Below are 25820 nucleotides of genomic sequence, written 5' to 3'. Positions count from 1 at the left end.
GGTATACCTGAGGGCTGGATTATATCCAGTCAAAGCCGAGTTTTCGGTTACTTTTCATGGAATCGCCAATTGTATAACGCCTACGTTGCCGGTTTCGATTGCCGGCCTGGCATTCCCGTGCGGGTCGATCCGACAGCAGGGGGCCGCCACGTAGCAAAAAACATGTGGCGGGCCCCGTTCCAATATCGATAACGGCTGACTGAGGACGAAAGGCTATTCGGCGGCCTGGCGTGCCATGGGGTTGTTGGGATGCGTCGTCCAGTTGGCGTAGTTCGGGTCGACAATCTTGCCGGTCCGTGTGTCCAGCGTGCCAGCCGGGAGTTCCTCCATGGTGATGCAGTTTTCGACCGGACAGACGCTGACGCAGAGATTGCAGCCAACGCATTCCTCGTTTTTCACCTCGAAATGCCGGATGCCATCGACCATGTTGGTGATCGCCTGGTGCGAGGTATCCTCGCAGGCGATGTAGCAGCGGCCGCATTTGATGCAGGCATCCTGATCGATCTTGGCCTTGGCGATGTAGTTGAGGTTGAGATACTGCCAGTCGGAGACATTCGGAACGGCACGGCCGATGACATCGTCGAGCGTCCGGTGACCCTTTTCGTCCATCCAGTCGGAGAGGCCGGTAATCATTTCCTGGACGATCTTGAAGCCGTAGGTCATGACGGCGGTGCAGACCTGGACGTTGCCAGCGCCAAGTGCCAGAAATTCTGCGGCGTCGCGCCATGTGGTAATGCCGCCGATGCCGGAAATCGGCAGGCCGTGGGTCTGCGGATCGCGGGCGATCTCAGCCACCATGTTGAGCGCGATCGGTTTGACGGCGGGGCCGCAATAGCCGCCGTGGCTGCCCTTGCCGCCGACAGTCGGGTTCGGGGCGAAATTGTCGAGATCCACCGAGACGATCGAGTTGATGGTGTTGATCAGCGATACCGCGTCGGTTCCCCCGGATTTGGCAGCGCGGGCGGGGTTGCGGATGTCGGTGATATTTGGTGTCAGCTTGGTGATGACCGGCATGCGGGTGTATTGCTTGCACCAGCGAACGACCATCTCGATATATTCCGGCACCTGTCCGACCGCAGCACCCATACCGCGCTCCGACATGCCGTGAGGACAGCCGAAATTGAGTTCAATGCCGTCGGAGCCGGTTTCCTCGACCAGCGGCAATATCGCCTTCCAAGCCTGCTCCTCGCAGGGAACCATGATCGAGGCGATCAGCGCCCGATCCGGCCATTTCATCTTGATCTCCTTCATCTCCCGCAGGTTCGTATGGAGGTCGCGGTCTGTGATGAGTTCGATGTTGTTGAGCCCGAGCAGGCGGCGGTCGGCGCCCCAGATGGCGCCATAGCGCGGTCCGTTGACGTTGACCACAGGTGGCCCGTCCTCGCCGAGCGTCTTCCAGACGACGCCGCCCCAGCCGGCTTCGAAGGCGCGGTTGACGTTGTAGGCTTTGTCCGTCGGCGGTGCCGAGGCCAGCCAGAAGGGGTTGGGGGATTTGATGCCGACGAAATTATTGCGCAGATCAGCCATTGTTCACTCTCCCCTTAGGCGACGGCAGCGGCGGGGTGCGCGACGGCAGCCAGCGTGCGGTTGATGGATTCGGCAGCGTCGCGGCCCTGTGCCACGGCTGACACCGTCAGGTCGTCTCCTCCGACAATGCAGTCGCCGCCGGCCCATATGCCGTCGACCGAGGTTTTTCCGTCTGCGTCGGTGGCAATGCGGCCTGCCTCCATCTGCAGAGTTTCGATGCCGGACGCCACGAGCGTCTGGCCGATGGCCTTGAAAATCTGGTCGGCAGCGATGACGCCGGTATCGCCGGTGCCGGTGAGGCGGCCATCGCGAAGCTCGGTATATTCGACCTCGATGCCGGCTACCTTGCCGTCCTTTTCGATGATGCGCTTCGGTGCCAGCCAATGGCGGATCATGACGCCCTTAGAGGCGGCCAGGTCCTGCTCCCACTCGGAGGCGTTCATGTGTTCCTTGCCCCGACGGTAGCAGATCGTCACCTCTTCGGCACCGAGCAGCTTGGCCTGGACGGCAACATCGATTGCCGTCATGCCGCCGCCGATGACGACGACACGGCGGCCGATGGCGATGTCGGCTTTGTCGGCGATCTGGCGGAGGTCCGAGATATAGGAAATGGCGTCCGCCACGCCCTCGAGATCCTCGCCTTCAGCCCTCAAGGCATTCACGCCGGTAAGGCCGAGGCCGAGGAAGACGGCGTCGTATTTGGCGCTGAGTTCGCCGAGCGTGAAATCGCGGCCGAGCATCTGGCCGTTGCGGACTTCTATGCCGCCGATCGACAGGACGTAATCGACTTCCTGCTGGGCAAAATCATCGACGGCCTTATAGGTGGCGATGCCGTATTCGTTGAGGCCGCCAGCCTTTTCACGGGCATCGAAGATGACGACGGCGTGGCCATTGACGGCAAGCCGATGGGCGCAGGCGAGACCGGCGGGGCCGGCACCGACCACGGCGATGGTTTTGCCGGTCGGCTCGGCGCGCGTATAGAACTGTTTTTGAGCCGCCATCGCCGCATCCGTCGCGTAGCGCTGCAGGCGGCCGATCGCCACTGGTCGTTCCTCGGCCGTGTTGCGGACGCAGACGTCCTCGCAGAGCTGCTCGGTGGGACAGACGCGGGCGCACATGCCGCCCAGGATATTCTGATCGAAGATCGTTTTTGCAGAGCCGATGGGGTTCCCGGTCGAGATCTGGCGGATGAACAGCGGGATGTCGATCGAGGTAGGACAGGCCGTCATGCACGGTGCATCGTAACAGAAATAACAGCGATCGGATTCGACGAGCGCCTCGTGGTCGCCGAGCCGCGGATGCAGGTCGGAAAAGTTTCGACCGTATTCCGCCGCGGTCAGTCGGCCACTTTTAATCCCAGCTTCCAGTCGTCCCATTTTAAGTTCCCTCTTATCAACGGCCAGTGCGTAAAAGCTAACTCAGGAAAAAAAATTTATCAAACGGTAAATTTTTGGAGATTTTAATCCGGTCAAGGGGAGGAACCTAGTCTCTAGGTATTTGTTTTTATTGACTTATGTTTAGGGAGCTTTCCGCTTTCCATTCCCCGCATGCAGCTGTGGGGTCCTGCACGGCAGACGCGCCGAGCTGGTTCCTGCCCAGAAGAGAGAATTATTTCGAATACGGTGGAACCAGCGGTACGCTGGACAGTTATCAGTGTGTCCTGATGATGAATGCACCCACCCAGGTGCGCGCCCCTTCAAAGCGTCGTCGGACGTCTACTCACGGTCCCCCTCCCGGTGAGTTATAAATCAGCCGTTGCGCGCCCTCGCAACGGCTGATTTTCTGCGTCTTCAAATGCATTATTTCTGGGGGGTGAGATCAGGATTGCTTCAGGATCTCGTATTCCGTTTCCGGAATCGTCAAGCGGTAGTCGAGATGCTCGGGGCTGACGCCGAGCTTGGCGCGGCCGTTCATCGACGTCGGTACGACGCGCTCCAGCACCGTCTTGCTGAAACTGTTGTCTTCAAAATCATTGGCGGCGCCAGGTGTCACGATCGTTTCCGACCAGACGATTTCGACGGCCTGCTTGCCTTCCCATTCGACGGCCTGACAGTCTAGCGTGATGCTGGTCGTGCCGGCGGCGATGGCGCCATGGGTGGCGGAATTGACGATGAGCTCATGCAGCGCCAGTCCGAGATGCACCGCGGCATTCGGCGTCAGGTGAGCATTGATGCCGTGGATCGGAACAGGAATGCTCGCGTCCGGCCAGTAGGGGGCAAACTGCTTCTGGGCGAGTTCGAAGAGGTAGGCGCCGCGCCAGCTCGAATCTGTAATGAGGTCCTGCGAGTTCGACAGCGACTGCAGGCGTCCCCGGAACTTGATCAGGAAGTTATCCAGCGACAGGGTGTTGCGCGCGGTCTGGGTTGCGATACCCTGGATGATGGCAAGCAGGTTCTTGGAGCGATGCGACAGCTCGCGCAGAAGCGATTTTAGAACCTTTTCGCGATGACGGCTTTCAGTCACCTCGAAGATCACGGAAAGGATGCCGTGGCTGGCACCATCGGTCCGTTCCATCTTGATTTCATAGATCTTTATGCCCTCTGCAGAGGGAATCGAGATTTCCGCCTTGGCCTGTTTGCCGCTGCTGAGCACGTCGCGCTTCAGGCCCAGGATGTGATTTCCATCCTTCTCGCCAAACAACGCGATATCGTCAATTCCGAGGGCTGCGATGCCGGTCAGATGTTCGGGAAGGTTCTCGAAATAGGATACCAGGAGACAGGCGTCCTGGTAGATGATCGAAACGCCCGCACTTCCGAGTGCGCGTTCCATCATAGCAGCCTTACCCTCGAACCCGAGCGGTGAGCTGGACGATGGATCAACGTTATTCACCAAGATGCCTTTCCTTCGCCTAACCGGATTGAAACCCGGGGTGTCCGACTAGGCGGGCACATCAGCCAAATCGCAAGTCGTTTTGTAAAAGCGCTCCGGGCTGACGGAACGCTTTCACTTTTCTATTGTTCCGTGGATCGAATGTCAGGCCGCGACTTTCGTCGATTCGTTGAAGAACAGCGCTTGGCTGATCAGTGCCTTCACCATGTCCGGGTTGAACGGCTTCGTCACCAGGAATGTCGGTTCGGGGCGTTCGCCTGTCAGCAGACGTTCCGGGAAGGCGGTGATGAAAATGACCGGCACGCTGGCGTTTTTCAGAATGTCGTTGACCGCATCGATACCAGAGCTGCCGTCTGCTAACTGGATGTCGGCAAGAACCATGCTCGGCTTTGTCGCATTGTAGAGTGCAACGGCTTCGGCGTGGGTACGGGCGATGCCGGTCACGCGGTGGCCGAGACTCTCGACCATCTGCTCGATGTCCATGGCGATGAGCGGCTCATCCTCGATGATCATGATGTCGGTTGCTACCTGACGGGAGATCTCGGTAGACGCCCTGTCAAGCAGGCGAGCCGTTTCGGCTTCGTCGAGGCCAAGAATTTCGGCGATCTCAGGCATGCGGAAATTCTCGACGGATGCCAGGATGAAGGCCTGCCGGGCTACCGGCGAAACCTTCGAAAGGTTTGCAGAGGCACGCTTCTCCCAGGCGTAAGGCGAAGTCGGTTCCGGAACCTGGACCGAGCTCGAACCGAACAGGGTGGTGAAAAGCTTGTAGAGCGCGACGCGATCGTTCGAAGTGTCCGGAAAGATGGAGATATCGGCAATAATGGCTTCCAGAACGGCTGCTACATAGGCGTCGCCGGAGGTCTGAGTGCCTGTAAGTGCCCGGGAATAGCGACGCAAGTAGGGGAGATGCGGAGCAATTCGAGTGGAAAGTGTCATAAAATAGCTCCCGTCAGTAGCCGTGGCATGTTTAACCGTCTTTAATAGGTTTATAACAGCCGGCAACCAGAAATGTTCCGAGGTGCTGGAACTTTTTTTCGCTGCATGCATTATGCGTCCACGTGATATTGGGTCTAGCATGTCCAGCCTCGATGACAACGTAAATGCGGTCCCTGACAACCCTAATCCGCGTTTCCGGTGTCGCCCGGAAACAAGCCTAACGCCAACACGTCCGAGAGTGAAATATATATGACAGCGTCCCATCAGGAAGACACGGAACAGCCAAGGCCCGATGTTAGAGTTGCGGACCTCCTCGATCCAAACAGCCAGATCGGCAGCCGTCTACGCAGCCTGTATGCCGCTGCACAGGACGAAGCCATCCCGAACCGCTTCCTCGATTTGCTTGAGAAACTCGACCAGGTCGAAATGGCGTCCGCAAAGTCGGTCGAGCGGGAGTAGGCTCATGGATAAAGTCCAACCAAGTTTCAAACGCGAGATGCTGTCTGCGCTGCCGAGCCTGCGTGCATTTGCGATCTCCCTCATCGGTCGCCACGACCGTGCCGACGATCTCGTGCAGGATACCATCATGAAGGCTTGGGCCAAGCAGGACCACTTCGAGATGGGCACCAACATGAAGGCCTGGCTCTTCACCATCCTGCGCAACGAGCTTTACAGCCAGATGCGCAAAAGCGGTCGGGAAATCCAGGACAGCGATGGTCTGTTCACGGAATCGATGGCGACCCATCCGTCGCAATACGGCGCCCTCGATCTTCAAGACTTCCGTAAGGCGCTGGAACAGCTTCCTGCTGACCAGCGTGAAGCAATCATCCTGGTCGGCGCTTCCGGCTTCTCATACGAAGAAGCCGCGGAGATTTGCGAATGTGCCGTCGGTACGATCAAGAGCCGCGTCAACCGTGCCCGCCAACGTTTGCAGGAACTGCTGCAGATCACCGGAGAGGCTGACTTCGGCCCGGATGCGACCTCTTCGCCGCTGACCTCAAGGGCGTTCGCGTTTTAATCCGTTGATCGTTTACAGCTTTGATTTGTCACAAAATAAACCCGCCGCACTTCGAGAGTGCGGCGGGTTTTTTATTGGCTTGGCGGGATTGCTTGAGCGAGATCGCTCAGTCGTCGTCGCGCGAGCCCATCACGGTGCTGAGCAGAAACGCGCCGGCAACGGCTGCAGCAAGCATCGGCTGCGAGCGCAACAGTCCGAGGCCCACCGTGGCCATGGATTGCGCAGCCAGCCGCTTTTCGCGCGCACGGCGCGCTTCCTGCGCGTTGATGCTGGCCATAACGATAAGGATGGCAACTGCGATCAGCAGGCAGCCGCCACCTAAGATCAACGACGCGTGGAGCGGGCCGTAGATCGTGCCAAGCCAGAGCGCCAGGGCAGACAGGCCGAACACATATGTGGTGAGGATGAAGACCGCTGCGATAGCAATGAAAATACCGTTGCGCTTGGTGCGCGCAACGGTGTTCTTCACGGAGCCCGATAGCAGCAAGCCAAGGATGGGACCCAGCATTGATGTTCCTTAGCGGCGTGCGAGCAAGACGAACAGCAAGCCGATGGCTGCAACTGCGCCGATCGAGGCTGTCGGATGCGCGCGTACAGTGGCGCGGACTTCCTTGGCGCTGCGAGCGTAGCCGTCCTGCAGCTGGTGCAACAGATCTTCGCTGCGGGCAAGCAGGTCTTCATAGCCGGATTCGGCCTGTGCGCGGATACGCTTGCTCTGGCTGGCGCCGTTCTTGCTGATGAGCTTGGTAAGCGCAGCGATCTCGCCGCGTAGGTTGTCCATCTGATCTTCGATGGTGTCTTCTATGTCGCTGATAGCACCATTGCGCTTGCTGCGGATGGTATCGAGGAGGGAGTTTGCCATTTTTGTTCTCCTTATTGTCAACGCGCCAATGCGTCTCTTCGTGGGAGGCCACTACCAACGTCAAAACTAAGCCGTCGGCATTGACCTATGTCGTTGACAGCTGAACGCGACGATGGTGGAAAAGTTCCATCTCAGGCGCCTGCTTCGGCGAACACGCTGTGTGGCAGCACAAACGGGATCGCCTTGTCGGGCACCCGATTGACGCGGAGCTCGCAGCCGAACACCGCATGCAGGTTTTCGTCGCTGAGAACGGATGCAACGGCGCCGTTGGCGGCCAGCCGGCCTGACTTCAGAAGCACGATCTGGTCGGCGAAGAGGGCCGTAAGATTGAGATCGTGCATAATCGCAATGACGCCACCGCCGGCCGCACAGAAGGCGCGCGACAGCTGCATGATCGCCAGCTGGTGGCTGATATCGAGACTGGAAACAGGTTCGTCGAGCAGCAGCCAGCAGGGCTTGCCGTCAACGACCGGCCGTGGGATCTGGCAGAGCACGCGAGCAAATTGCACACGCTGCTGCTCACCGCCGGACAGCTGCTCGTAGAGCCTCCCCTCGAAACCGGCGAGATCGACGGCGCGGAGAGCCTCCATGGCGATCCTCTCCGCGTGCTGCGGCTTGCTGTTGGCGCCTGCGGTGACGCCCATCAGGACGATTTCGCGCACCGAGAAGGGGAAGGAGAGAGTGCTCGCCTGCGGCAGGACGCCCCGTGAGAGTGCGAGCGCCCAGGGCTTCATCGTCCTGACCTCGTCCTTGCCAAGCCGGATCGAACCGCCATAGGCAAGCTCGCCGGAGATCGCCTTAATTACTGTCGTCTTGCCGGAGCCGTTCGGCCCACAGATTGCCGTCAGCTGGCCAGGGCGGGCGGTAAAGCTCACGCCATCGACCACGGATTTACCCGCAAGCCGGACGGAGAGGTTGGAAACGTCGATCACTTGTTGTCCTTAGAGGCTGAGCCGGGTGCGATTGCGCAGCAGGATCCACAGGAAGAAAGGACCGCCTACGGCCGCGGTGATGATGCCGATCGGCATTTCTGCCGGCGAGACGATGGTGCGGGCGAGCACGTCGGCGAAAATCAGCAAGGTTCCGCCGAGCAGTGCCGAGGCTGGAAGCAGGTAGCGGTGGTCGGGGCCGATCACCATGCGCAGGGCATGTGGGACGACGATGCCGACGAAGCCGATGCCGCCGCTGACGGCGACGGATGCGCCGGTTGCCGCAGCCACGACGAGGATGGCGACCGTCTTCAGCCGCTGCACCGGCACGCCCATGTGGAAGGCTGCGGCTTCTCCCAGCGTAATCGCATTGAGGCCCCTGGCGATCACCGGGATGGCGACGAGCGAGAGGACGATGATCGGCCCGGCGGCAGCAATCTTCGTCCAGGTGGCGCCGGCGAGCGAGCCCATGCTCCAGAAGGTGAGGTCGCGCAACTGCCTGTCGTCGGCCATGTAGACGAGGACGCCGGTGGCCGCCATCGCCAGCGCGCCAAGCGCGATGCCGGCGAGCAGCATGGTTGCAACGGATGTCTGACCGTCCCGAGTGGCGATGCGGTAGAGAAGCAGGGTTGTCACGAGGCCACCGGCAAAGGCGGCGAGCGGCAGGGCATAGATGCCGAGCACGGCGTAGATCGGTGCCGCCAGCGTGCTGCCGAGGACGATCATCACCACCGCGCCAAAGCTTGCGCCGGAGGAGACGCCGACAAGGCCCGGGTCTGCCAGCGGATTGCGAAACAGGCCCTGCATGATGGCGCCGGAGACGGCGAGGGAGGCGCCGATCAGGAAGCCGAGGATGGCGCGGGGCAGGCGTATATCAAAGACGATGATGTGGTCGCGCATGCTGAGCGCGGTGGCGGCTCCGGTCCCGCGAAAGAGATCGTGGACCACATCGAATGCGGAAGCATCAGATGCGCCCGTCGTGACCGAGAACAGCAGGGCGAACATAGCAAGGGCGGCCAGCGTGGCGATCACAACGACCGCGATCTGCGACCGGTCGCCGGCACGATAACGGGCGAGGCAATCGCGGCTCCTGGCCGCGATCCCCAGGGAGTGTCCGGCGGTATCGCTGATTGCCATGGCTCAGCCTCCGTAAATTGCGCGGTTGAGGTCGCGGATCGCGCTGGCAGTCCTCGGCCCGAAACCGAGAAGGTGCAGCCCGTCCATGTGGACGATCGCCTTGTGTTCCGCTGCTGGGGTCAGGGCGAGTGCGGGCTGCTTCAGAAGGTCCTCGTCGCTCAAAGCGTGTCCGCCGCCGCCGTTCATGATCAGGATGACGTCGGGCTTGGCTTCGATGATCGCCTCGTCTGTCAGCGGTTTGTAGCCGGGAAAAACGCCGACGGCGTTGATGGCGCCGGCGAGCGTGATGATGCCGTCGGCGGCAGTCCCGGTGCCGGATGCCATGATCTTGCCGCCCTGCGCATTGAGGATGAACAAGACGCGCTTGCGCTCCGTGAGCGGCCGCTTGTCTGATGCCGCGATGGCGGCGTCGAGATCGGCGGCGACCTTGTCATCCAGCGCGCGGGCCTTGTCGGGAACGCCGAGAAGGGTGCCGACGGCGGCGATCTTCTTCAGGATACCGTCCCGGTCGTAGCCCTGCGGCACGGTTTCGAACGGCAGGCTGGCATTGCGCAACACCGCGACGGCTTCCGGCGGGCCGGATCCCTCCACCGCGATAATGGCGGTCGGATTGACAGCCAGTATGCCCTCCGGCGATAGCGCCCGCATGTAGCCAACATCCGGCAGTTTCGTGGCGGCTTCCGGATAGACGCTGGTCGAATCGCGGGCGATCAGCCGATGTTCCTCGCCAAGCGCATAGACGATTTCGGTGATGTCGCCGCCGATCGACACGAGCCGCGATGTGTCCAGCTTGCGCGCCTCCTCGGCACTGGCCTGACCGGCGACGTGGTAGAATGCCGTCGCTCCGGGGATCGTCGGCATCAGCATGACGCTCAGGGTGAGCGCTGCCTGCCATGCCTTGATCCGGTGCAAATTCCGAATGGACTTCATCGTCGTATCCTCAGGCTGCAACGCTTTCGGCTGCCATTTTCGGCAAGGCCTCGATGATCTTCCGCCATTCAGGGCGCTCGTCCGAGCCTTCCTTGCGCTTGCCGAAGAACTGGATGATCATCTCGCCATCGGCGCCATAGGCTTCGAGCGAGCTGACATGGCCATCGGCGGTCGGCTTGCGCACCGCCCATGCCTCGGCGATGTCGTCGAGACGCAGGTGGAGATGGAAGGTGGGGTCCATCACGTTGATCCACGGCCCCATCGTCTTGATGCTGGCGATCGGACCGGAATGGATCTGGATGATGCCGTCATTGCCGACGAAGCACATGATGGGCAGGCCATCTGCGGCGGCAGCCTCCAGCATGGTTTGGACGGCGCCGCCGTCGAGCTTCCAGGCGTAATCGTCGCCGACTGTCCGGAGGGCCGACTGGCGGCCGATCTTCAGCTTCTTCAGCAGGGCGATGAACTCGTGGGTATCCCTCATCTGGCCCCAGTGGTCGCGCAATTCGTCGCGGCTGACCTCGCCGTCGACGCTGCCCTTGTCATAGCCGGACATGTCCTCGACGAATTCCTGAGACTGGTCCTCAATACGCAGTGCCGCCACCATCGCATGATAGGCGGCAACATCGGAGGCGGGGCGCAGGTGAACCTTGTGGACGGCGCTGCCGGCCTTGTCGAAGAACTGCAGGCTCAGCTTGACGTCATCGCCGTCGGTTTTGGTGACTGCAAAGCCGTGCACCCAGCGTGACGGGAAAATCCGTAGGTCGATGTTTTCGCCGAGGACGATGGCGGAATGCTTGCCAGACTTGATGTTCTCGTAGATGCCGATCTTTTCGTGCACGGCGCTTTCGTTGCGCGACAGGGCGAGCACTTCGCCGAGACTTTCCACATGCTCCAGGAAGCGATTGGCGCTGGCGTCGATACGGATGGCCGTGAGGCCTACTTCGGCAGCCACCAGGGCGGCCTCGGAGATGCCGAGACGGGCTGCGATATCGCGTTCGCGCATCTTCGGGTTTTCGGCGCGGAAGTTGCGGATTTCGGCGGGGCTTGGTCGGGTTGGGGTCGTCATCGTCAAATGCCCTATTTGTTGAGTATCAGTTTGCCCTGTCGGGTGATTTTCAGTCGGTAGATGAAATCTTCGTGCCGAATGACGATCTCGTTCTGACCGCGAAAGATCTCGGCGCTCTCGATCGTCCTGACCGTCTGCACCGCATGCGGCGGTGGGGTCGCTGGCGTCTTATCAGCAATCATCTGGCTTGTTTTTGCCTGCAAAATCATGGGATCGGGCCGGTCTACCCGGAGTTTTATCTTGACTCTCATAGTCATGGTTTCCTAAAGACGCAATAGGATACTAACTGAGTCAAGTTTAAATTTTCAGGCAACGCATCTCATGGTCGTTGCCGCCCTGAACCGGTGCAGGAGAGCCCTATGCGCTTGAAGACGATCGTCTGTTTATTTGTCTGCAATGTTGTCGTCGCGGCAGCGGGGGGATCCGCCTCGGCCCAGCAACAGACACCGGTTGCTGCTCGCCTGAATGTCGAGCTCAATGCTCTTACGCCATCGGCAAAGGGATGCATGATGACCTTCGTCGCCGAGAACGACATGGCGACGCCGATTGCCAAGATCTCCTTCGAACTGGCATTTTTCAACGAAAAGAACGCCGTCGACAAAGTGACCGTGCTCGATTTCCGCGATTTGCCGGTGGGCAAGAAGCGGGTGCGGCAATTCGATATGCCGAACCTCAAATGCGAGGCGGTCACCCGGGTCATCGTCAACGACACGCCAGTTTGCGACGGGCCGGCCGCCGGAGAATGCAAGGCGGCGCTGACGACCCGGTCGCAGACGCCAATCCCCTTCGAGGGTTGAAATCCCGGGCGTCGGGGTAGATCCCGGCCGCCCGCCTATTCCCCGAGCGGCGGATGCAGCGCATGACCAGTCCAGCCAAGTCCCGATCCAGACCATTTGCCGGCATCGATCCGCGCATGGGAGCCGTTGTCAACGACAACACGCCGCCGATATTTCCGGCCCACGAGCTGTCGGGACTTGACGAATTCCCGCGTCCCCCGGCTGCCGAGGCAGTCGTCCACTATGCGCGCTTTACCCGCATCGCGTCCTATCCGGCGCATCCCGACGCGGCGGCGGAAGCAGGCACGGCAGCGCCGCCGATCGACCTGCTGCCGGACGCGCCAAGGACGGTCCGCGCGGGAACGAGGACGGCAGGTCTTGCGGCAAGCCTTTGCTCGCTGCTTTTTCACGTAGCGGTGTTTTCGGCGCTGATGACGGCCGTCGTGACGTTGCCGGAAGATCCTGTCGAGGATGCCGGCGACAGTGTCAGTGTCGTCATGCTTGGAAACGGCGACGCAGACCAACAGGCCTCGGGCGAAGAGAACAAGGAGCCTCCCAAGCCCGACGAAATCGTTGCCGAGGCCGTCCAGCCGAGCAAGACCGAAACGGCCGAAGTCACTCCGGTCGAGCCGCAGCCGAGCGAACCCGCACCCGCTGTCCAGCCATCCGAACCGGTGCCGGAAGCTATTCAGCCTGATCCGGTGCAGCCGACGCAGGCGTTGAGCCAGGTCTCTCCGGAGACCGTCGTTTCTCCCGAACCGGAGGTACTGGCGGCGCAAGTGCCGGCCGAACCCACCGTCGTCCAGCCGCAAGCGACCGAGATCCCACTCGAGGAAACGAAACCGCCGGCAGCACCTCCGACAGATGCGGCGAGTGCTCCTGTCCCGCCCGCGCCGCCAGCGGAGATCATTCCGCCGGAGGCGACGGTTAAGCCTATCGAGAAGCCGACGCCACCGCCGAAGGTACAGAAGCCGAAGGACGTGGTGAAGAAGCCGCCGCCGAAAGCTGCGAAGATGAAGTCTGGCTCGAAGGGGGAAAACGAGCAGGATACCAAGCGCGGCTCGTCGGAAGGCACCGAAACAGCCCGCTCCGACAGCAATTCGGCAGCAGTCGGCAATCGCCAGGGATCGGGCAGCGCCGCCGTGGCGAACTATCCCGGCAAGGTACAGTCGCGCATCCGCCGCTCGGTGCGCGTGCCCTCCGAGTACCGGCGCATGACCGCCGCGATGACCGTACGCGTCCGGCTGACGGTCGGCGCCAGCGGCGAACTGAGTGCCGTGTCGCTCGCACGCAGTTCCGGCGTCCCCGATCTGGATGCCGCCGTGCTCGACGGCGTTCGCCGTGCCGCACCGTTTCCGTCGCTGCCGCCGGAGTGGGGAAAGCCCAGCTGGACCTTCACCCAGGAGGTGCAGGTCACAGGCAATTAGGGGAGACAAATAAGATGAGTAAAATAATCAAGTTTATACTTTACTCGAATACTCCAGTTTAATAAGGTCGCTCTAGGCCCACCGAAATCGGGCCGGGATGAAACCAGAAAAACGGAGTGATGGCATGGCGCGCAAGGGCAAAAGGGATAACCGCGAGGTGGCGATCACCGAGGCTGCGCCAGTGGCTACGGGTAAATCCCGATTGGACGGCCGCAGCTTTCTCTATGTCGGCGGACGCGATTGCCAGGTTGCCCATCTTCGCCAGATCGCCAGCAATTTCGGCGCCGAACTGTTGCACCATGACGGCGGGCTGCGGGAAGCGGTCTCGCGCATCGACACCGCGCTGCAGTCGGTAGACTGCGTCTTCTGCCCTATCGACTGTATCAGCCACGATGCCTGCCTGAGGGTCAAGACCGGCTGCAAGCGCTACGGCAAGACCTTCATCCCCTTGCGCAACGGCAGCAAATCCAGCCTCGAGCGCGCCCTTCACACCATGAACGACCGGGTTACGACACAATGACCGATAGCTCCGACAGCGTGAATATGATCGGCCTCCACAGGCTGGCGCCGACTGGTGAGGGCGGCGCTGCAGTGCCTGAGATTTCTGCGCTGATGGCGCGGCGGGGTACAGCGGCCCATGCGCCTGATGTCATTGTCTTTCCACGTGAGGCCGCCCGTCCGCCGGGCGAGGTGCCAGTCGCAGCCTTCGGACGCGATGCCGCGACGGGGAGAAATGTGGTTGCCTTTGCCGCTGCATCGGGCAAACATCGGCGATATTCTTCCAAGGCTTGAAAGGCCCGTAGGGCTCGAAAGGGATTACCATGTATATCGCCATGAACCGCTTCAAGGTAGCCGTCGGCTCCGAGGCGGAATTCGAATCCATCTGGAGAAATCGCGATTCCAGCCTGCCGGAAGTTCCGGGCTTCGTCGAGTTCCGGCTGTTGCGCAGCAAGACAAACGAAGAAGAGGGCTACACCCTGTTTTCCTCGCACACGACCTGGGCCAACGAGGCTGATTTCATCAACTGGACCAAATCCGAGAGCTTTCGGAAGTCCCACCGCAATGCCGGCGATCACAAGGCGGTCTATATCGGCCATCCCGTGTTCGAGGGTTTTAACGTGGTCCTAGGCATCTGAGCCGTCTGGCTGATCTCAATCGGGCGTCGGTCTTGTCCGCAAGAAGGCGCCTGCTGCCACGACCAGCCACCCGCCCATCATGGCGAAGCCGCCGATGGGGGCCGCCATCGGAAACAGCCCGGTTCCCCTTGCGTAAAGAGCCAGCAGATCGGCTGTGAACAGCAGGGTGCCGAGCCCCATCATCAGGCCGCCAAGCGGCGCGGTGCGAAGGCTGCGATATCCGATGTAGAGCGCCAGCAGGGCCGGCGCGTGGGCGAGGCACATGGCCGATGCCGACGCCAGCAGGTGCGTATCGCCACCGGCATGCGCGGATGCTGCGGCCAGGGCAACGCCTGCGCAGCCGAAGATGCCGGACATAAGCAGAAGGGTTGGGCGGACATAGGCTTTCATCGGGCTGCTATTCCTTGTTCTGCATGTGGTGGGCAAGGCGCTCGACCGGTTCCCAGATGATGCCCCTGAGTTGCTCGCTGGCAATCGTCTCATCCAGTGCGCGGCGAAAACAGAGCAGCCATTCGTCGCGCTCAAGTGGTCCGATAGCTGCGGGCAAGTGGCGGCTGCGCAGGCGGGGATGGCCGCGCTTGTCTGTGTAGAGCGGAGGGCCGCCGAGATAGCCGGTCAGGTATTCGTAGAATTTCTCCCGGCTGCCGTCGAGGCTCGGCGGGTGGATGGCGCGGCAGCGGGCGGCCTCGGGAAGCGTATCCATCAGCGCATAGAAGCGATCGGTCAGCGCGTGCACCGTTGGCGCGCCACCGATGGCTTCATACAATGTGGTCGTCTCTTCGCTCACCGCCGGCTCCTGCTTTGCATCCTACATGCCGCGCGGTCGACAATCCCGCAAGCTTCGATGGCTGGCTGCGGCGTTTCGGCGCTGCGGTCAGGGTTTCCGCTCGAAGCCATCGCTTTCGCCCGGCACCAGCTCCAGCGGCCATATCGTGTTGCAGGCGCCTTTCGGATAGAAGGACGCGTAGGCGGGCATGGTGGCCAGCAGGGTCTCGGCCAGTTCGACACCGAGATCGCGCACCGACATGCGAAAGCAGGTCAGCGTTGGCTGCAGGAATTTTGCGCGGGGCTCCTCGCGAAAGCCGATGACGGCGAGGTCGCGGCCGGGAATGACGCCTGCCTCCGTCAGCCGGCGGTAAAGGCCGATCGCCATCAGTTCGTAGATGAGGATGATCGCCGTTGGCCGGTCGTCAAGCAACAGCATCTCGTGTGCCGCCTGGTAGCCGCCTTGCTCGCTGGATTTGACCCTGAAAACCAGCGACGGGTCATATGCGATGCCGTGGCGCTTCAGGGCATTCCGGTAGCCGTCGAGAAAGATGTAGCCGAGATTGACGTCGTTCGATGGGGCAGCGACGGCAATGCGGCGATGGCCCTTGGCGATCAGTCGGTCGACTGAGCTGTTTGCGACGCCGTCGAAATCGAGATCGACCCAGGAATATTCGCCGCCGGATTGGCTGCGGCCGAGCGTGACGAAAGGGATCTTGGTGCGTGACAGGAGGTCCAGACGATGGTCGATTCGCTGCGTGGCAGAGATGATCATGCCGTCGACGATGCCGCGGGCGACCATGCGCTGCAGGTATTCGGTCGGATCCTCTTCGCTCGGGCAGGGCAGCATGATAAGGTCGAGCTTGTGCCGCGACAGCACGCTCTGCAGCCCGCTGGTGAGGCCTAGGAAGAAGTTGTCACCGTTCTCGTTGGTTTCCTTGCTCGATTCCATCATCAGGCCGATGACGTTGGTCGTTCCCTGGCGCAAGCTTCTGCCGGATTGGTTGGCGACATAGCCGAGTTCGACGGCTGCTGCGAGCACACGCTGACGCGTCTCGGCATTGACATCGGCCTTGCCATTGAGGGCGCGTGAGACCGTGCCGATCGAAATATCGAGGTGTTTGGCGAGCTGTCGGATACCCTTCATCGGCGGCGTTTTTCCTTCGGTCGGCAAATTCCGTTTTTCCCTCTCTTGACACAGCAAAACATTTCTGACTAGTCTCGTAAACGTTTACGGAGCCATTGTCATGGGAGATGACGCGCTCCGGCGGAGGAAAAGATTTTGACATTCAATGCCATTTTGTGCGGGTGCGGAGCTATGTCCAAAGGCTGGTTGCGCGCCATCGCATCTGACCCGGCGGTAGCCGCTGCCATAAAAATTGTCGGCCTCGTCGATCTCAACCGCGAGACGGCTGAGAACCTTGCCAAGGAGTTCGGCCTCGAAGGTGCCGTCATAGGCTCCGATCTCGGTGATGTCATTGCCCGGACGAAGGCGGACATGGTGTTCGACGTCGTCATTCCGGCTGCGCGCTTCGGCGTCGTGTCGACGGCGCTGAAAGCCGGCTGCCATGTGCTCTCGGAAAAGCCGATGGCGACATCGCTAGCGGAAGGTGCGGCACTGATCGAACTGGCCGCGGAGACCGGCAAGGTGCACGCCATCATCCAGAACCGCCGCTATATCGCCGGCATCCGGCGCCTGCGGCGCTTTGTGGAAAGCGGTGCCATCGGCGAACTGACCGGCATACACTGCGATTTCTTCCTCGGGCCGCATTTCGGCGGTTTTCGCGATGAGATGGATCATGTGCTGCTGCTCGACATGGCGATCCATACCTTCGATGCGGCGCGCTTCGTTGCCGACCGCAAGCCGCTGGCCGTCTATTGCGTAGAGACGAACCCGAAAGGCTCATGGTACCGCGACGGTGCATCTGCCCACGCCATCTTCGAATTTTCGGACGACGTCACTTTCACCTATCGCGGCTCCTGGTGTGCCGAGGGGCGGCGGACGAGCTGGGAAAGCCAGTGGCGGCTGACGGGCTCGAAGGGCATGCTGACCTGGGATGGCGAGGACGCTTTCGAGGCGACGGTCGCCGGCAACGAGGAGGGGCTGCTGCATGGCTTTACCCCGATCGAGGTGCCGGGACCCGAGCATGAGGCGGAGACCCACGGTCATGCCAGCGTCATCGCCAGCTTCCTCGAGGCCGTAAAGACCGGGCGGCCCCCTGAGACGGTGAGCAGCGACAATATCCGCAGCCTTGCCATGGTGCTTGGCGCCATCGAGAGCGCCAGGTCCGGACAACGCATCGACATTTCAGCCTGAAGACCTTCAGTACAAGGACAGAGATCGTGAATAATCCAGCCAATTCCATCCGCATCGGCACCATGGTCAAGGCCTCCGACGAGGACGCTGCCGCGCGCATTTCCAAGATCGCCGATCTCGGTTTCGAAAGTTTCGAGCCGTTCTTCTGGCAGACGACAAACGGCCAGAACCTTGCCGAGCTCGGCAAACGCTGCATCGATGCCATCGGCAATCGCGATATCACCATGTCGACACTCGGCATGTTCGGCAATCCGCTTGAGGAAGGCGACATGGACCTGCAGACGCTGCAGGGCTGGAAGGATTGTATCGACAACGCCCATCATTTTGGCGCCACTTGCGTTGCCGGCTTTACCGGCCGCGTCCGCAACAAGCCGTTGACCGACAGCCTGCCGCGCTACAAGCAGATCTGGAGCGAGCTTGCCAAGCGCGCCGCCGACAAGGGCGTCAGGATCGCCTTCGAAAACTGCGCCATGGAAGGCAACTGGGCGACCGGCGACTGGAACATCGCCCACAATCCGGATGCCTGGGAGCTTATGTTCAACGAAACTCCGGATGACAACATCGGGCTGGAATGGGAACCCTGCCACCAGATGGTCTACCTGATCGAGCCGCTGCCGCAGATCCGCAAGTGGGCGTCGAAGATCTTTCATGTCCACGGCAAGGACGCGACGATCCGCTGGGATGTAATCAAGGAGCATGGCATTTTCGGTAAGGAAGAATTCGTCCTCATGCGCACGCCCGGTTTCGGCGACAGCAACTGGACCGACATCATCTCCGAGCTGCGGATGGCTGGCTGGTCCGGCTCGATCGACATCGAAGGCTGGCATGATCCGGTCTACCGCAACGAGTTGGAGATGACCGGTCAGGTCCACGGACTGAATTACCTGAAGAAGAGCCGCGGTGGCGATTTCGTCGCGATCGCCGCCTGAGTTTCGCAGGATACTGAAGACGTGCATAAGGCCGGCGGGAGGACGCCGGTCCAATGGATAACCAAGAAGGAGGAGAACCATGGGTATCCGTAAAATCATGTTGCTTGGCGTCCTGGCTCTGGCCAGCGTGTCCGCATTCGGACTTTCGGCGAGGGCAGAGGACACAGTCATCACCGTCTGGTCGCTGGACAAGGATGGGCAACCGGCCCCCGATCTTGCCAAGCGGTTCAATGCGCTCAACAACGGCATCAAGATCGAATATCGCGAAATCCAGTTCGACGACGTTGTCAGCGAGGCGATGCGCGCCTATTCGACCGGCAAGGCGCCGGACATCATCGCCATCGACAATCCGGACCATGCACTGTTCGCATCGCATGGCGCCTTTCTCGATCTCACCGACATGATTTCCAAGTCGACGGTGGTCAAGCCTGCCAATTACTTCCCCGGTCCGCTGAAGTCGGTGATGTGGGACGGCAAATACTACGGCGTTCCGAAGGCAACGAATACTATCGCGCTTTACTACAACAAGGACATGTTCAAGGCAGCCGGGCTCGATCCTGCCAAGCCGCCGCAGACCTGGGACGAGCTGGTTGCGGATGCAAAGAAGCTGACCGATCCGGCAAAGAACGTCTACGGCCTGGCGTTTTCAGCGAAGGCTGGTGAAGAGGGGACGTTCCAGTTCCTGCCCTGGGCACAGATGGGCGGCGCCACCTACGACCACATCAACACGGATGGCGCTGTTAAGGCACTGACCATCTGGAAGCAGATCATCGACGAAAAGCTTGCCTCGCGCGATTCGCTGACACGCGGGCAATGGGATTCGACCGCCACGTTCAACTCCGGCAATGCCGCCATGGTCATTTCCGGCCCGTGGGAAATCGATCGCATGTTGAAGGATGCCAAGTTCGACTGGGGCACCGCGCTCCTGCCGGTTCCTGAGGAAGGCGCACAACGCTCGTCGGCCATGGGCGACTATAACTGGGCGATTTTCTCGAAGAGCAAGCACCCGGAAGAAGCCTTCAAGGTGGTGGAATATTTCGTGTCCCAGGACCCGACGATGTTCAAGGATTTCGGCCAGTTGCCGGCCCGCTCCGACATCACCATCCCGCCGACCGGCAATGCTCTGAAAGACGCAGCTCTGAAGACCTTCGTCGAACAGCTGAAATATGCCAAGCCGCGTGGTCCGTCGCCACAATGGGCGAAGATCTCCAAGGCGATCCAGGATGCCATCCAGGCGGCGCTCACCGGCCAGATGTCGCCGAAGGACGCGCTCGACCAGGCTGCCCAGAAGATCAAGGCGCTCGGCTGATACCAGCACTCTAGCCGGATGGCGGTGCAGATCCGCCATCCCCACAGTTTCCTCCCGGAAGGGGCCGTCTCGTCGCCAATGTAGAGATGGCCCCATTTCGAGATTGCAAGGCAGCACCGCCGTGCTGACCCACAGGGAGACCATGCGCAAAATCCTATCCAGTCTCACCGACGGTCGCGGTTTCGACATCACGCTTGTCGTCTTTCCGCTGTCCTTCCTGTTCCTGCTGTCCGGACTGCCGCTCATCTACAATGTGCTGATGAGCTTCCAGCAGGTCGACATGTTCAGCATGGGCACCTTCATCAGGCCGTTTGCCGGTCTTCAGAACTATATCGACCTGTTCCAGCTGCCGCAGACGCGCAGCATCCTTTTCAACACGGCGATCTTCGTCGTAGCATCGATTGCCGGCCAGTTTGCCATTGGCTTTGGCCTCGCACTGTTCTTCTGGGTGAATTTTCCCGGCGCCTCCTGGCTGCGCGGGCTGTTCCTGGTGTCGTGGGTGATGCCCGGTCTTGTTGTCGGCGCTGTCTGGAACTGGATGCTGTCCGGCGACTTCGGCATCTTTAATTTCATGCTCCGCGAAACCGGCATCATCAGCAGCAACATCTTCTGGCGATCGGACCCGAATTTCTCGCTGTGGGCCGTCATTCTCGCCAACATCTGGCTGGGTGCCGCGTTCAATATGATCCTTCTCTCCGTCGGCCTTGCCGCTATTCCGAAGGATCTGTTCGAGGCGTCCGAACTCGATGGCGCCAATGTCTTCCAGCGCTTCTGGACGATTACGCTGCCGATGATGCGCTCGACCATCGGTGCCGTGGTCTCGCTGGGGCTGATCTTCACGCTGCAGCAATTCGACCTGTTTGCGGCGATTACCGACGGAGGGCCGAACAACTCGTCCAACGTCGCGCAGTTCTGGGCCTGGGACCTGTCGTTCCGCCAGTACGACTTCGCCAAGGGGGCTGCAATTTCGGTCATCATGCTGGTCTTCGTCATTGTCGCTTCGGTGATCTATGTCCGGTCAACACGCCATGAGGTGCGGGGATGAGTGACACTTTCCGCAACAGGCTGATGCTGTTTGCCGCCATCGTGCTTGCCGTCATCTACCTCTTTCCGCTCTACTGGATGTATGTGACCAGTCTGAAAAGCGGCTCGGCGATGTATGTCACGCCACCCAGCTTCTGGCCGCACGATCCCCAATGGAGCATCTATGGCGAGGTGTGGGCAAGCCGCAACATGGCGCGCTACCTCTGGAACTCGCTGGTCATCGCCGTCGGTGCCGTCGTGCTGATCTCGATATTCGGCTGCGGGTGCGCCTATGTGCTGGCGCGGTACCGCAACCGCTGGATCGATGTCGGGCTGTTTCTGATCCTGCTTTTGCAGGTGCTGCCGCCGTCGCTGATGATCACGCCGATATTTGTCGGCTTCTCGCAGATCGGACTGCTCGACTACCCGCGTCTGTCCGTCATCATCGCCATCGCCGCGAACAAGATGCCGTTCTTCGTGGTGCTCGTGCGCGCTACATTCATGAGCGTGCCGATGGAACTGGAGGAGGCTGCGCTGGTGGACGGCAATTCGCGCATCGGTGCCTTCTTCAACATCGTCCTGCCGCTGGCCCGCAACGGTATCCTCGTCAGCGCCATTCTCATCTTCATGCAGGCCTTCGGCGAGTTCGTCTATTCGAAGTCGATGATCCAGGCGGCGGACCTGCAGCCCGCCAGCGTCGGGCTCAACAGCTTCATGGGCCCCAACACCACCGACTGGAACAAGATCATGGCCTATTCGACGATCTATGTGACGCCCATCCTTGCCATCTTCGTTCTTCTGCAGCGACGCATCGTTTCCGGCCTCACATCGGGAGCCCTCAAATGACCCTTCAAATCGAACTCAGCGGCGTCAACAAGTACTACGGCGCCTTCCACGCGCTTAAGGATATCAATCTGGCCATCGAGGACGGCACTTTCGTCGCGCTGGTCGGGCCGTCCGGCTGCGGCAAGTCCACGCTTCTGCGGTCGCTGGCGGGGCTGGAGAAGATCTCTGCGGGCGACATGCGCATTGCCGGCGAACTGATGACCAACGTGCCGCCGCGCAAGCGCGACATTGCCATGGTGTTCCAGTCCTATGCGCTCTATCCCCACATGACGGTCGAGGAGAACCTCACTTACAGCCTTCGCATCCGTGGCGTGAAGAAAGCCGAGGCCCGCAAGGCCGCTGCCGATGTTGCAGCCACCACAGGGCTGACGCCGTTGATGAAACGCTACCCGCGCGAGCTCTCTGGCGGCCAGCGGCAGCGTGTTGCCATGAGCCGCGCCATCGTCCGCCATCCGAAGGCCTTCCTGTTCGACGAGCCGCTGTCGAACCTCGACGCGGCGTTGCGCGTCCACATGCGCAAGGAAATCCGTATGCTGCACGAGCGGCTCAAGGCGACCTTCGTCTACGTCACCCATGACCAGATCGAGGCAATGACGATGGCCGATCATGTCGTTGTCATGAAGGACGGCGTCATCGAGCAGCAGGGTGCGCCGCTCGATCTCTACGACCGGCCTGTCAATCGCTTCGTGGCAGGTTTCATCGGCTCACCGGCGATGAACTTCGTGCCGGCACGCGCCGCTGCCGATGGCCGGAGCGTGGTGCTCGATTTTGCAGAAGGTCAGCGGATGCTGCCGATCTCCGGCCAGTTGCAATCCGGCCAACCGGTGCTTGCCGGATTGCGTCCCGAACATCTCGTCACTGCGCCCGAAGGGCAGGGGACGTTCGATATCCGCATCGACACCGTCGAATCGACGGGGTCCTCGACGTTCCTGACGACAGTCACGGTCCCGGAACTGACTATCGTCGAGACCTCCCGTCGGGGCGTACGGCCGGGGGATCGCATCGGCCTGTCCATCGACCCATCGCAGGTGCATATTTTCGATGTCACGACGGAAAGGCGCATCGAGGTGGGGTCGGCCAGTTGACGGGTTTATACAATTGACAAAACCGTCTGGACGGTATGTCATGCGGAATGTCCGACGCACACCACAGAAAAAAGCAACCCGTGCTTATCCGCCAGCAACTGCTTGCGGTTGCCGCGCGTCTGGCGGCTGAGCGCGGCGTCGCCTCTGTGACGCTGGATGCCGTAGCGGCTGCGTCTGGGGTCAGCAAGGGCGGACTCCTGCATCACTTCCCGACCAAGGCCAGCTTGCTGGAGGCCATGCTCGACAGCCTGCTGGACCATCTGGATGCGGCCATCGATGGGCAAATGCGCAACGACCCAGTGCCTTATGGCCGTTTCACCCGTGGCTATCTGCGTGCGGTCGTCGATCTCAAAGAGCGTACCGACACCCCCGGGGACTGGGGGCAGGCGACGCTGACGCTGCTGACCGACCCGGCGCTGCGGCGGCGCTGGCGAGACTGGGTGGAAAAGCAGAGCGAGAATTTCGTCGGTACGGATTCGTCCGTCGATGCCCGGATCGTGCGGTTTGCCACAGACGGGATCTGGCTTGCCGAGGTTCTCGGCAGTGGCGATGCAACACCCGCATCCCGGCAGGCGCTCGTCGACCGGCTTGTCAGTCTCACGCACAAATAGAAAGAAGAAGGCCCGATGGCGAATGCATCCGTTTATGGCCTGCTGCTGGTCGCCATCGTGCTGGAGGTAATCGGCACGACCGCGCTGCAACTGTCGCAGCAGTTCACGCGACCCTGGCCGATCGTCGTCCTCGTCGCGTGCTACACAGCTTCGTTCTACTGCCTGTCGATCACGCTCAAGGCCATACCCGTCGGCGTTGCCTACGCGATCTGGAGCGCGCTCGGCATCGTGCTGATTTCGGTTGTCGGGCTGGTGTTCTTCCGTCAGCGCCTTGATCTGCCGGCCGTCATCGGGCTTGTGCTGATCATCGCCGGAGTGCTCGTCGTCAACCTGTTTTCCAAATCGATTTCGCATTGAGCGCAAGGCCTGGCGCCCTTTCTCAACTCGGATGGCCGCTCTATTTGCTTCAACATCATGCGAGCTGGCAGCGTGCCCCGAAAAAGGCGGGAATGCCGCAATACAACAGAGACTCACGGGAGAGATGCTATGGCAAAAACAATTCGAACAGTGGTTTGGGGCGAGAATATCCACGAGCAGACAAGCGACGTGGTTCGCAAGGTCTATCCGGAGGGCATGCACACAGCGATTGCCGCGGCGCTGAACAGCGATGTGCGCATCGAGGCAACGACTGCCACCCTGCAGGAGCCGGAACACGGATTGAGCGAAGCGCGGCTGCGCGATACCGATGTCCTCGTCTGGTGGGGCCATGCCGACCATGGGGCTGTCGATGATGCGGTCGTCGAGCGCGTCGCCAAGCGCGTCTGGGAGGGCATGGGGCTCATCGTCCTGCATTCAGGCCATTTCGCCAAGATCTTCAAGCGCATGATGGGCACGCCCTGTGCGTTGAAATGGCGCGAGGCCGGCGAGCGGGAGCGCGTCTGGGTCGTCAATCCGAGCCATCCCATCGCCGCCGGTCTGCCGGAGAATTTCGTGCTCGAAAACGAGGAGATGTACGGCGAGGCTTTCTCGGTGCCGGAACCCCTCGAAACGGTGTTCATTTCCTGGTTCCAGGGCGGCGAGGTCTTCCGGTCGGGCATGACCTGGAAGCGGGGCGCGGGAAACATCTTCTATTTCCGCCCGGGTCATGAGACCTATCCGACCTACTACGACCCGAATATCAAGACAGTGCTGATCAACGCCGTTGCCTGGGCTTATAATCCGCAGGCCGCATTGACCGGCATCCACGACGCGCCGAACGTTCCCGTCGAGCAGGCGCTGGAGCCGATCACGGAGCGTGGCCCGAAACTGCACCAGGCCGGCGAAGCCGGTTACCGCTGAGGTCGAATATGCGTCTCATCATCGTTGGCACCGGCGTCATGGGCAAGAACCAGCTCGATCATTTCGCGCGCATAGAAGGCGTGGAGGTGGTCGCGGCTGTCGACAGCGATGCCACCCGGCTTGCGACCTTTGCCGACCGGTTTAATATCAAGACCCGGTTCACGTCGTTGGACGAGGCGATCGCCTGGGGGAAATTCGACGCGGCGACGAACGTCACGCCGGATCGCATGCACCACCCGACGACGCTCGCCCTGCTGGCGGCCGGAAAGCATGTGCTTTGCGAAAAGCCGCTGGCCGAGAACTATGAAAAGGCGCTCGAGATGACGGAGGCGGCCGAACGAGCCGGCGTCATCAACATGGTCAACCTGACCTATCGTAACGTCGCGCCGCTGCAGCGGGCCCGCGAGATGGTGATCGCCGGCGAGATCGGCACAGTCAAGCACGTCGAGGCGTCCTACCTGCAGAGTTGGCTCGTTTCCAAGGCCTGGGGAGATTGGCGCAGCGAATCCACCTGGCTCTGGCGGCTATCGACTGGCCACGGGTCGAACGGCGTGCTGGGCGATATCGGCATCCACATTCTGGATTTTGCCGCCTATGGCGCCGCCACCGATATCGACCACGTGTTTGCACGACTGAAGACCTTCAATAAGGCGCCCGGTGGGCAGATTGGTGAATACCGGCTCGATGCCAATGACAGCTTTGCGATGTCGGTGGATTTTGCCAACGGCGCCCTTGGCGTCGTGCATGCGACGCGCTGGGCAACGGGGCATCTCAACGAACTGAAGTTGCGGGTCTATGGCGAGCGCGGCGGGCTAGAAGTCATCCACCGTCCGGACGGTTCGGAACTGCGCGCCTGCGTCGGAGACGATGTGGAAACGGCGGAGTGGAAAGTCATCGACGTACCCGCGGTGCCGACCAACTACCAGCGCTTTGCAGAGGCTGTGCGCACCGGCGTTCCCCAGGATCCGAATTTCCGCCATGCCGCCAATCTGCAGAAGGTTCTGGATCTGGCGCTTGTGACGGAACTCGAGCGCCGCGAACTGAAAGTCTGAGGCGATCAGAATGCGGTGATGCGTGC

At 61.0% G+C, this 25820-nt stretch carries 31 protein-coding genes; 17 read left to right on the top strand and 14 right to left on the bottom strand.

What is annotated here, in order from left to right; translation table 11 throughout:
- Positions 1 to 213: 213 nt before the first annotated feature.
- The 4 genes from preA to PR018_RS10655 all read right to left on the bottom strand — a co-directional run bounded on the left by preA (position 214) and on the right by PR018_RS10655 (position 5295).
- A complete protein-coding gene (gene preA, locus PR018_RS10670) occupies positions 214 to 1527 on the bottom strand; it encodes an NAD-dependent dihydropyrimidine dehydrogenase subunit PreA (protein WP_142823473.1) in 1314 nt (437 codons plus the stop codon).
- A 14-nt stretch (positions 1528 to 1541) separates the two neighbouring features.
- Positions 1542 to 2903 (bottom strand): NAD(P)-dependent oxidoreductase, encoded by a 1362-nt coding sequence (locus PR018_RS10665; RefSeq protein ID WP_142823472.1) that lies wholly within the window; start codon positions 2901 to 2903, stop codon positions 1542 to 1544.
- Positions 2904 to 3345: 442 nt separating this feature from the next.
- Positions 3346 to 4299: a sensor histidine kinase gene (locus tag PR018_RS10660; RefSeq protein ID WP_142823619.1), complete on the bottom strand. Its 954-nt coding sequence runs from the start codon at positions 4297 to 4299 to the stop codon at positions 3346 to 3348.
- A 201-nt stretch (positions 4300 to 4500) separates the two neighbouring features.
- Entirely contained in the window at positions 4501 to 5295 is a 795-nt protein-coding gene (locus PR018_RS10655) for a response regulator (protein WP_142823471.1), read from the bottom strand.
- A 249-nt stretch (positions 5296 to 5544) separates the two neighbouring features.
- Between PR018_RS10655 and PR018_RS10650 the strand changes: the two genes are divergently transcribed.
- Positions 5545 to 5754 (top strand): NepR family anti-sigma factor, encoded by a 210-nt coding sequence (locus PR018_RS10650; RefSeq protein ID WP_111222567.1) that lies wholly within the window; start codon positions 5545 to 5547, stop codon positions 5752 to 5754.
- Positions 5755 to 5758: 4 nt separating this feature from the next.
- Positions 5759 to 6313, top strand: a complete 555-nt coding sequence (locus PR018_RS10645) for an RNA polymerase sigma factor (RefSeq protein ID WP_111222568.1) — start codon at positions 5759 to 5761, stop codon at positions 6311 to 6313.
- Positions 6314 to 6419: 106 nt separating this feature from the next.
- Here PR018_RS10645 and PR018_RS10640 read toward each other — a convergent pair whose 3' ends face one another.
- From PR018_RS10640 to hemP, 7 genes are all read right to left on the bottom strand, one after another.
- Positions 6420 to 6821 (bottom strand): hypothetical protein, encoded by a 402-nt coding sequence (locus PR018_RS10640; protein ID WP_142823470.1) that lies wholly within the window; start codon positions 6819 to 6821, stop codon positions 6420 to 6422.
- A 9-nt stretch (positions 6822 to 6830) separates the two neighbouring features.
- Positions 6831 to 7175 carry an ElaB/YgaM/YqjD family protein gene (locus tag PR018_RS10635; RefSeq protein ID WP_142823469.1) on the bottom strand — a complete coding sequence of 115 codons (345 nt, stop codon included), beginning with the start codon at positions 7173 to 7175 and terminating at the stop codon, positions 6831 to 6833.
- Positions 7176 to 7306: 131 nt separating this feature from the next.
- Positions 7307 to 8107: a heme ABC transporter ATP-binding protein gene (locus PR018_RS10630; protein WP_142823468.1), complete on the bottom strand. Its 801-nt coding sequence runs from the start codon at positions 8105 to 8107 to the stop codon at positions 7307 to 7309.
- 9 nt (positions 8108 to 8116) lie between these two features.
- A complete protein-coding gene (locus PR018_RS10625) occupies positions 8117 to 9241 on the bottom strand; it encodes a FecCD family ABC transporter permease (RefSeq protein WP_142823467.1) in 1125 nt (374 codons plus the stop codon).
- Between the two features lie 3 nt (positions 9242 to 9244).
- On the bottom strand, positions 9245 to 10171 hold the full coding sequence (locus PR018_RS10620; protein ID WP_142823466.1) for a heme/hemin ABC transporter substrate-binding protein: 927 nt from the start codon (positions 10169 to 10171) through the stop codon (positions 9245 to 9247).
- A gap of 10 nt (positions 10172 to 10181) precedes the next feature.
- A complete protein-coding gene (locus tag PR018_RS10615) occupies positions 10182 to 11240 on the bottom strand; it encodes a hemin-degrading factor (RefSeq protein ID WP_142823465.1) in 1059 nt (352 codons plus the stop codon).
- Positions 11241 to 11251: 11 nt separating this feature from the next.
- The gene (gene hemP / locus PR018_RS10610) at positions 11252 to 11422 is read right to left on the bottom strand and encodes a hemin uptake protein HemP (protein ID WP_142823618.1); all 171 of its coding nucleotides are present in this window, start codon (positions 11420 to 11422) and stop codon (positions 11252 to 11254) included.
- A gap of 177 nt (positions 11423 to 11599) precedes the next feature.
- Here hemP and PR018_RS10605 point away from each other — a divergent pair, with 177 nt between their 5' ends.
- The 5 genes from PR018_RS10605 to hmuQ all read left to right on the top strand — a co-directional run bounded on the left by PR018_RS10605 (position 11600) and on the right by hmuQ (position 14579).
- Positions 11600 to 12037, top strand: a complete 438-nt coding sequence (locus PR018_RS10605; RefSeq protein ID WP_142823464.1) for a hypothetical protein — start codon at positions 11600 to 11602, stop codon at positions 12035 to 12037.
- Positions 12038 to 12099: 62 nt separating this feature from the next.
- A complete protein-coding gene (gene tolA / locus PR018_RS10600) occupies positions 12100 to 13443 on the top strand; it encodes a cell envelope integrity protein TolA (RefSeq protein ID WP_142823463.1) in 1344 nt (447 codons plus the stop codon).
- 124 nt (positions 13444 to 13567) lie between these two features.
- The gene (locus PR018_RS10595) at positions 13568 to 13963 is read left to right on the top strand and encodes a DUF2325 domain-containing protein (protein WP_142823462.1); all 396 of its coding nucleotides are present in this window, start codon (positions 13568 to 13570) and stop codon (positions 13961 to 13963) included.
- A complete protein-coding gene (locus PR018_RS10590; protein WP_142823461.1) occupies positions 13960 to 14235 on the top strand; it encodes a hypothetical protein in 276 nt (91 codons plus the stop codon). Before PR018_RS10595 ends, PR018_RS10590 begins: the two co-directional genes overlap by 4 nt.
- A 29-nt stretch (positions 14236 to 14264) precedes the next feature.
- Positions 14265 to 14579, top strand: coding sequence for a heme-degrading protein HmuQ (hmuQ, locus tag PR018_RS10585; RefSeq protein ID WP_142823460.1), 315 nt, complete (start codon positions 14265 to 14267; stop codon positions 14577 to 14579).
- 15 nt (positions 14580 to 14594) lie between these two features.
- On the opposite strand, the gene PR018_RS10580 is transcribed toward hmuQ, so the two are convergent.
- The 3 genes from PR018_RS10580 to PR018_RS10570 form a co-directional block, all read right to left on the bottom strand.
- Entirely contained in the window at positions 14595 to 14969 is a 375-nt protein-coding gene (locus PR018_RS10580) for a DUF423 domain-containing protein (protein WP_142823459.1), read from the bottom strand.
- A 7-nt stretch (positions 14970 to 14976) separates the two neighbouring features.
- On the bottom strand, positions 14977 to 15366 hold the full coding sequence (locus tag PR018_RS10575) for a group II truncated hemoglobin (RefSeq protein ID WP_142823458.1): 390 nt from the start codon (positions 15364 to 15366) through the stop codon (positions 14977 to 14979).
- Between the two features lie 87 nt (positions 15367 to 15453).
- The gene (locus PR018_RS10570; RefSeq protein ID WP_142823457.1) at positions 15454 to 16491 is read right to left on the bottom strand and encodes a LacI family DNA-binding transcriptional regulator; all 1038 of its coding nucleotides are present in this window, start codon (positions 16489 to 16491) and stop codon (positions 15454 to 15456) included.
- Positions 16492 to 16626: 135 nt separating this feature from the next.
- Between PR018_RS10570 and PR018_RS10565 the strand changes: the two genes are divergently transcribed.
- The 10 genes from PR018_RS10565 (at position 16627) to PR018_RS10520 (ending at position 25794) form a co-directional block, all read left to right on the top strand.
- On the top strand, positions 16627 to 17661 hold the full coding sequence (locus PR018_RS10565; RefSeq protein ID WP_142823456.1) for a Gfo/Idh/MocA family protein: 1035 nt from the start codon (positions 16627 to 16629) through the stop codon (positions 17659 to 17661).
- A 26-nt stretch (positions 17662 to 17687) separates the two neighbouring features.
- The gene (locus PR018_RS10560) at positions 17688 to 18590 is read left to right on the top strand and encodes a sugar phosphate isomerase/epimerase family protein (RefSeq protein WP_142823455.1); all 903 of its coding nucleotides are present in this window, start codon (positions 17688 to 17690) and stop codon (positions 18588 to 18590) included.
- Positions 18591 to 18669: 79 nt separating this feature from the next.
- Positions 18670 to 19899 carry an ABC transporter substrate-binding protein gene (locus PR018_RS10555; RefSeq protein WP_142823454.1) on the top strand — a complete coding sequence of 410 codons (1230 nt, stop codon included), beginning with the start codon at positions 18670 to 18672 and terminating at the stop codon, positions 19897 to 19899.
- Positions 19900 to 20041: 142 nt separating this feature from the next.
- Positions 20042 to 20944, top strand: coding sequence for a carbohydrate ABC transporter permease (locus PR018_RS10550; protein WP_142823453.1), 903 nt, complete (start codon positions 20042 to 20044; stop codon positions 20942 to 20944).
- Positions 20941 to 21768 carry a carbohydrate ABC transporter permease gene (locus tag PR018_RS10545; RefSeq protein ID WP_111222583.1) on the top strand — a complete coding sequence of 276 codons (828 nt, stop codon included), beginning with the start codon at positions 20941 to 20943 and terminating at the stop codon, positions 21766 to 21768. The genes PR018_RS10550 and PR018_RS10545 overlap by 4 nt, the downstream gene beginning before the upstream one ends.
- Positions 21765 to 22853 (top strand): ABC transporter ATP-binding protein, encoded by a 1089-nt coding sequence (locus tag PR018_RS10540; protein ID WP_142823452.1) that lies wholly within the window; start codon positions 21765 to 21767, stop codon positions 22851 to 22853. Before PR018_RS10545 ends, PR018_RS10540 begins: the two co-directional genes overlap by 4 nt.
- A 47-nt stretch (positions 22854 to 22900) precedes the next feature.
- Positions 22901 to 23464: a TetR/AcrR family transcriptional regulator gene (locus tag PR018_RS10535; RefSeq protein ID WP_142823451.1), complete on the top strand. Its 564-nt coding sequence runs from the start codon at positions 22901 to 22903 to the stop codon at positions 23462 to 23464.
- Between the two features lie 15 nt (positions 23465 to 23479).
- Positions 23480 to 23821 carry an SMR family transporter gene (locus tag PR018_RS10530; protein WP_142823450.1) on the top strand — a complete coding sequence of 114 codons (342 nt, stop codon included), beginning with the start codon at positions 23480 to 23482 and terminating at the stop codon, positions 23819 to 23821.
- 129 nt (positions 23822 to 23950) lie between these two features.
- Positions 23951 to 24742: a ThuA domain-containing protein gene (locus tag PR018_RS10525; protein WP_142823449.1), complete on the top strand. Its 792-nt coding sequence runs from the start codon at positions 23951 to 23953 to the stop codon at positions 24740 to 24742.
- Positions 24743 to 24750: 8 nt separating this feature from the next.
- Complete coding sequence (locus tag PR018_RS10520; protein WP_142823448.1) at positions 24751 to 25794, top strand: Gfo/Idh/MocA family protein; 1044 nt, start codon at positions 24751 to 24753, stop codon at positions 25792 to 25794.
- Positions 25795 to 25820 lie beyond the last annotated feature (26 nt).

It is taken from the genome of Rhizobium rhododendri (genome assembly GCF_007000325.2).
GTDB lineage: Bacteria > Pseudomonadota > Alphaproteobacteria > Rhizobiales > Rhizobiaceae > Rhizobium > Rhizobium rhododendri.
Note: the sequence above shows the minus strand (reverse complement) of the source record. Positions and strands in the feature narration are given on the sequence as shown.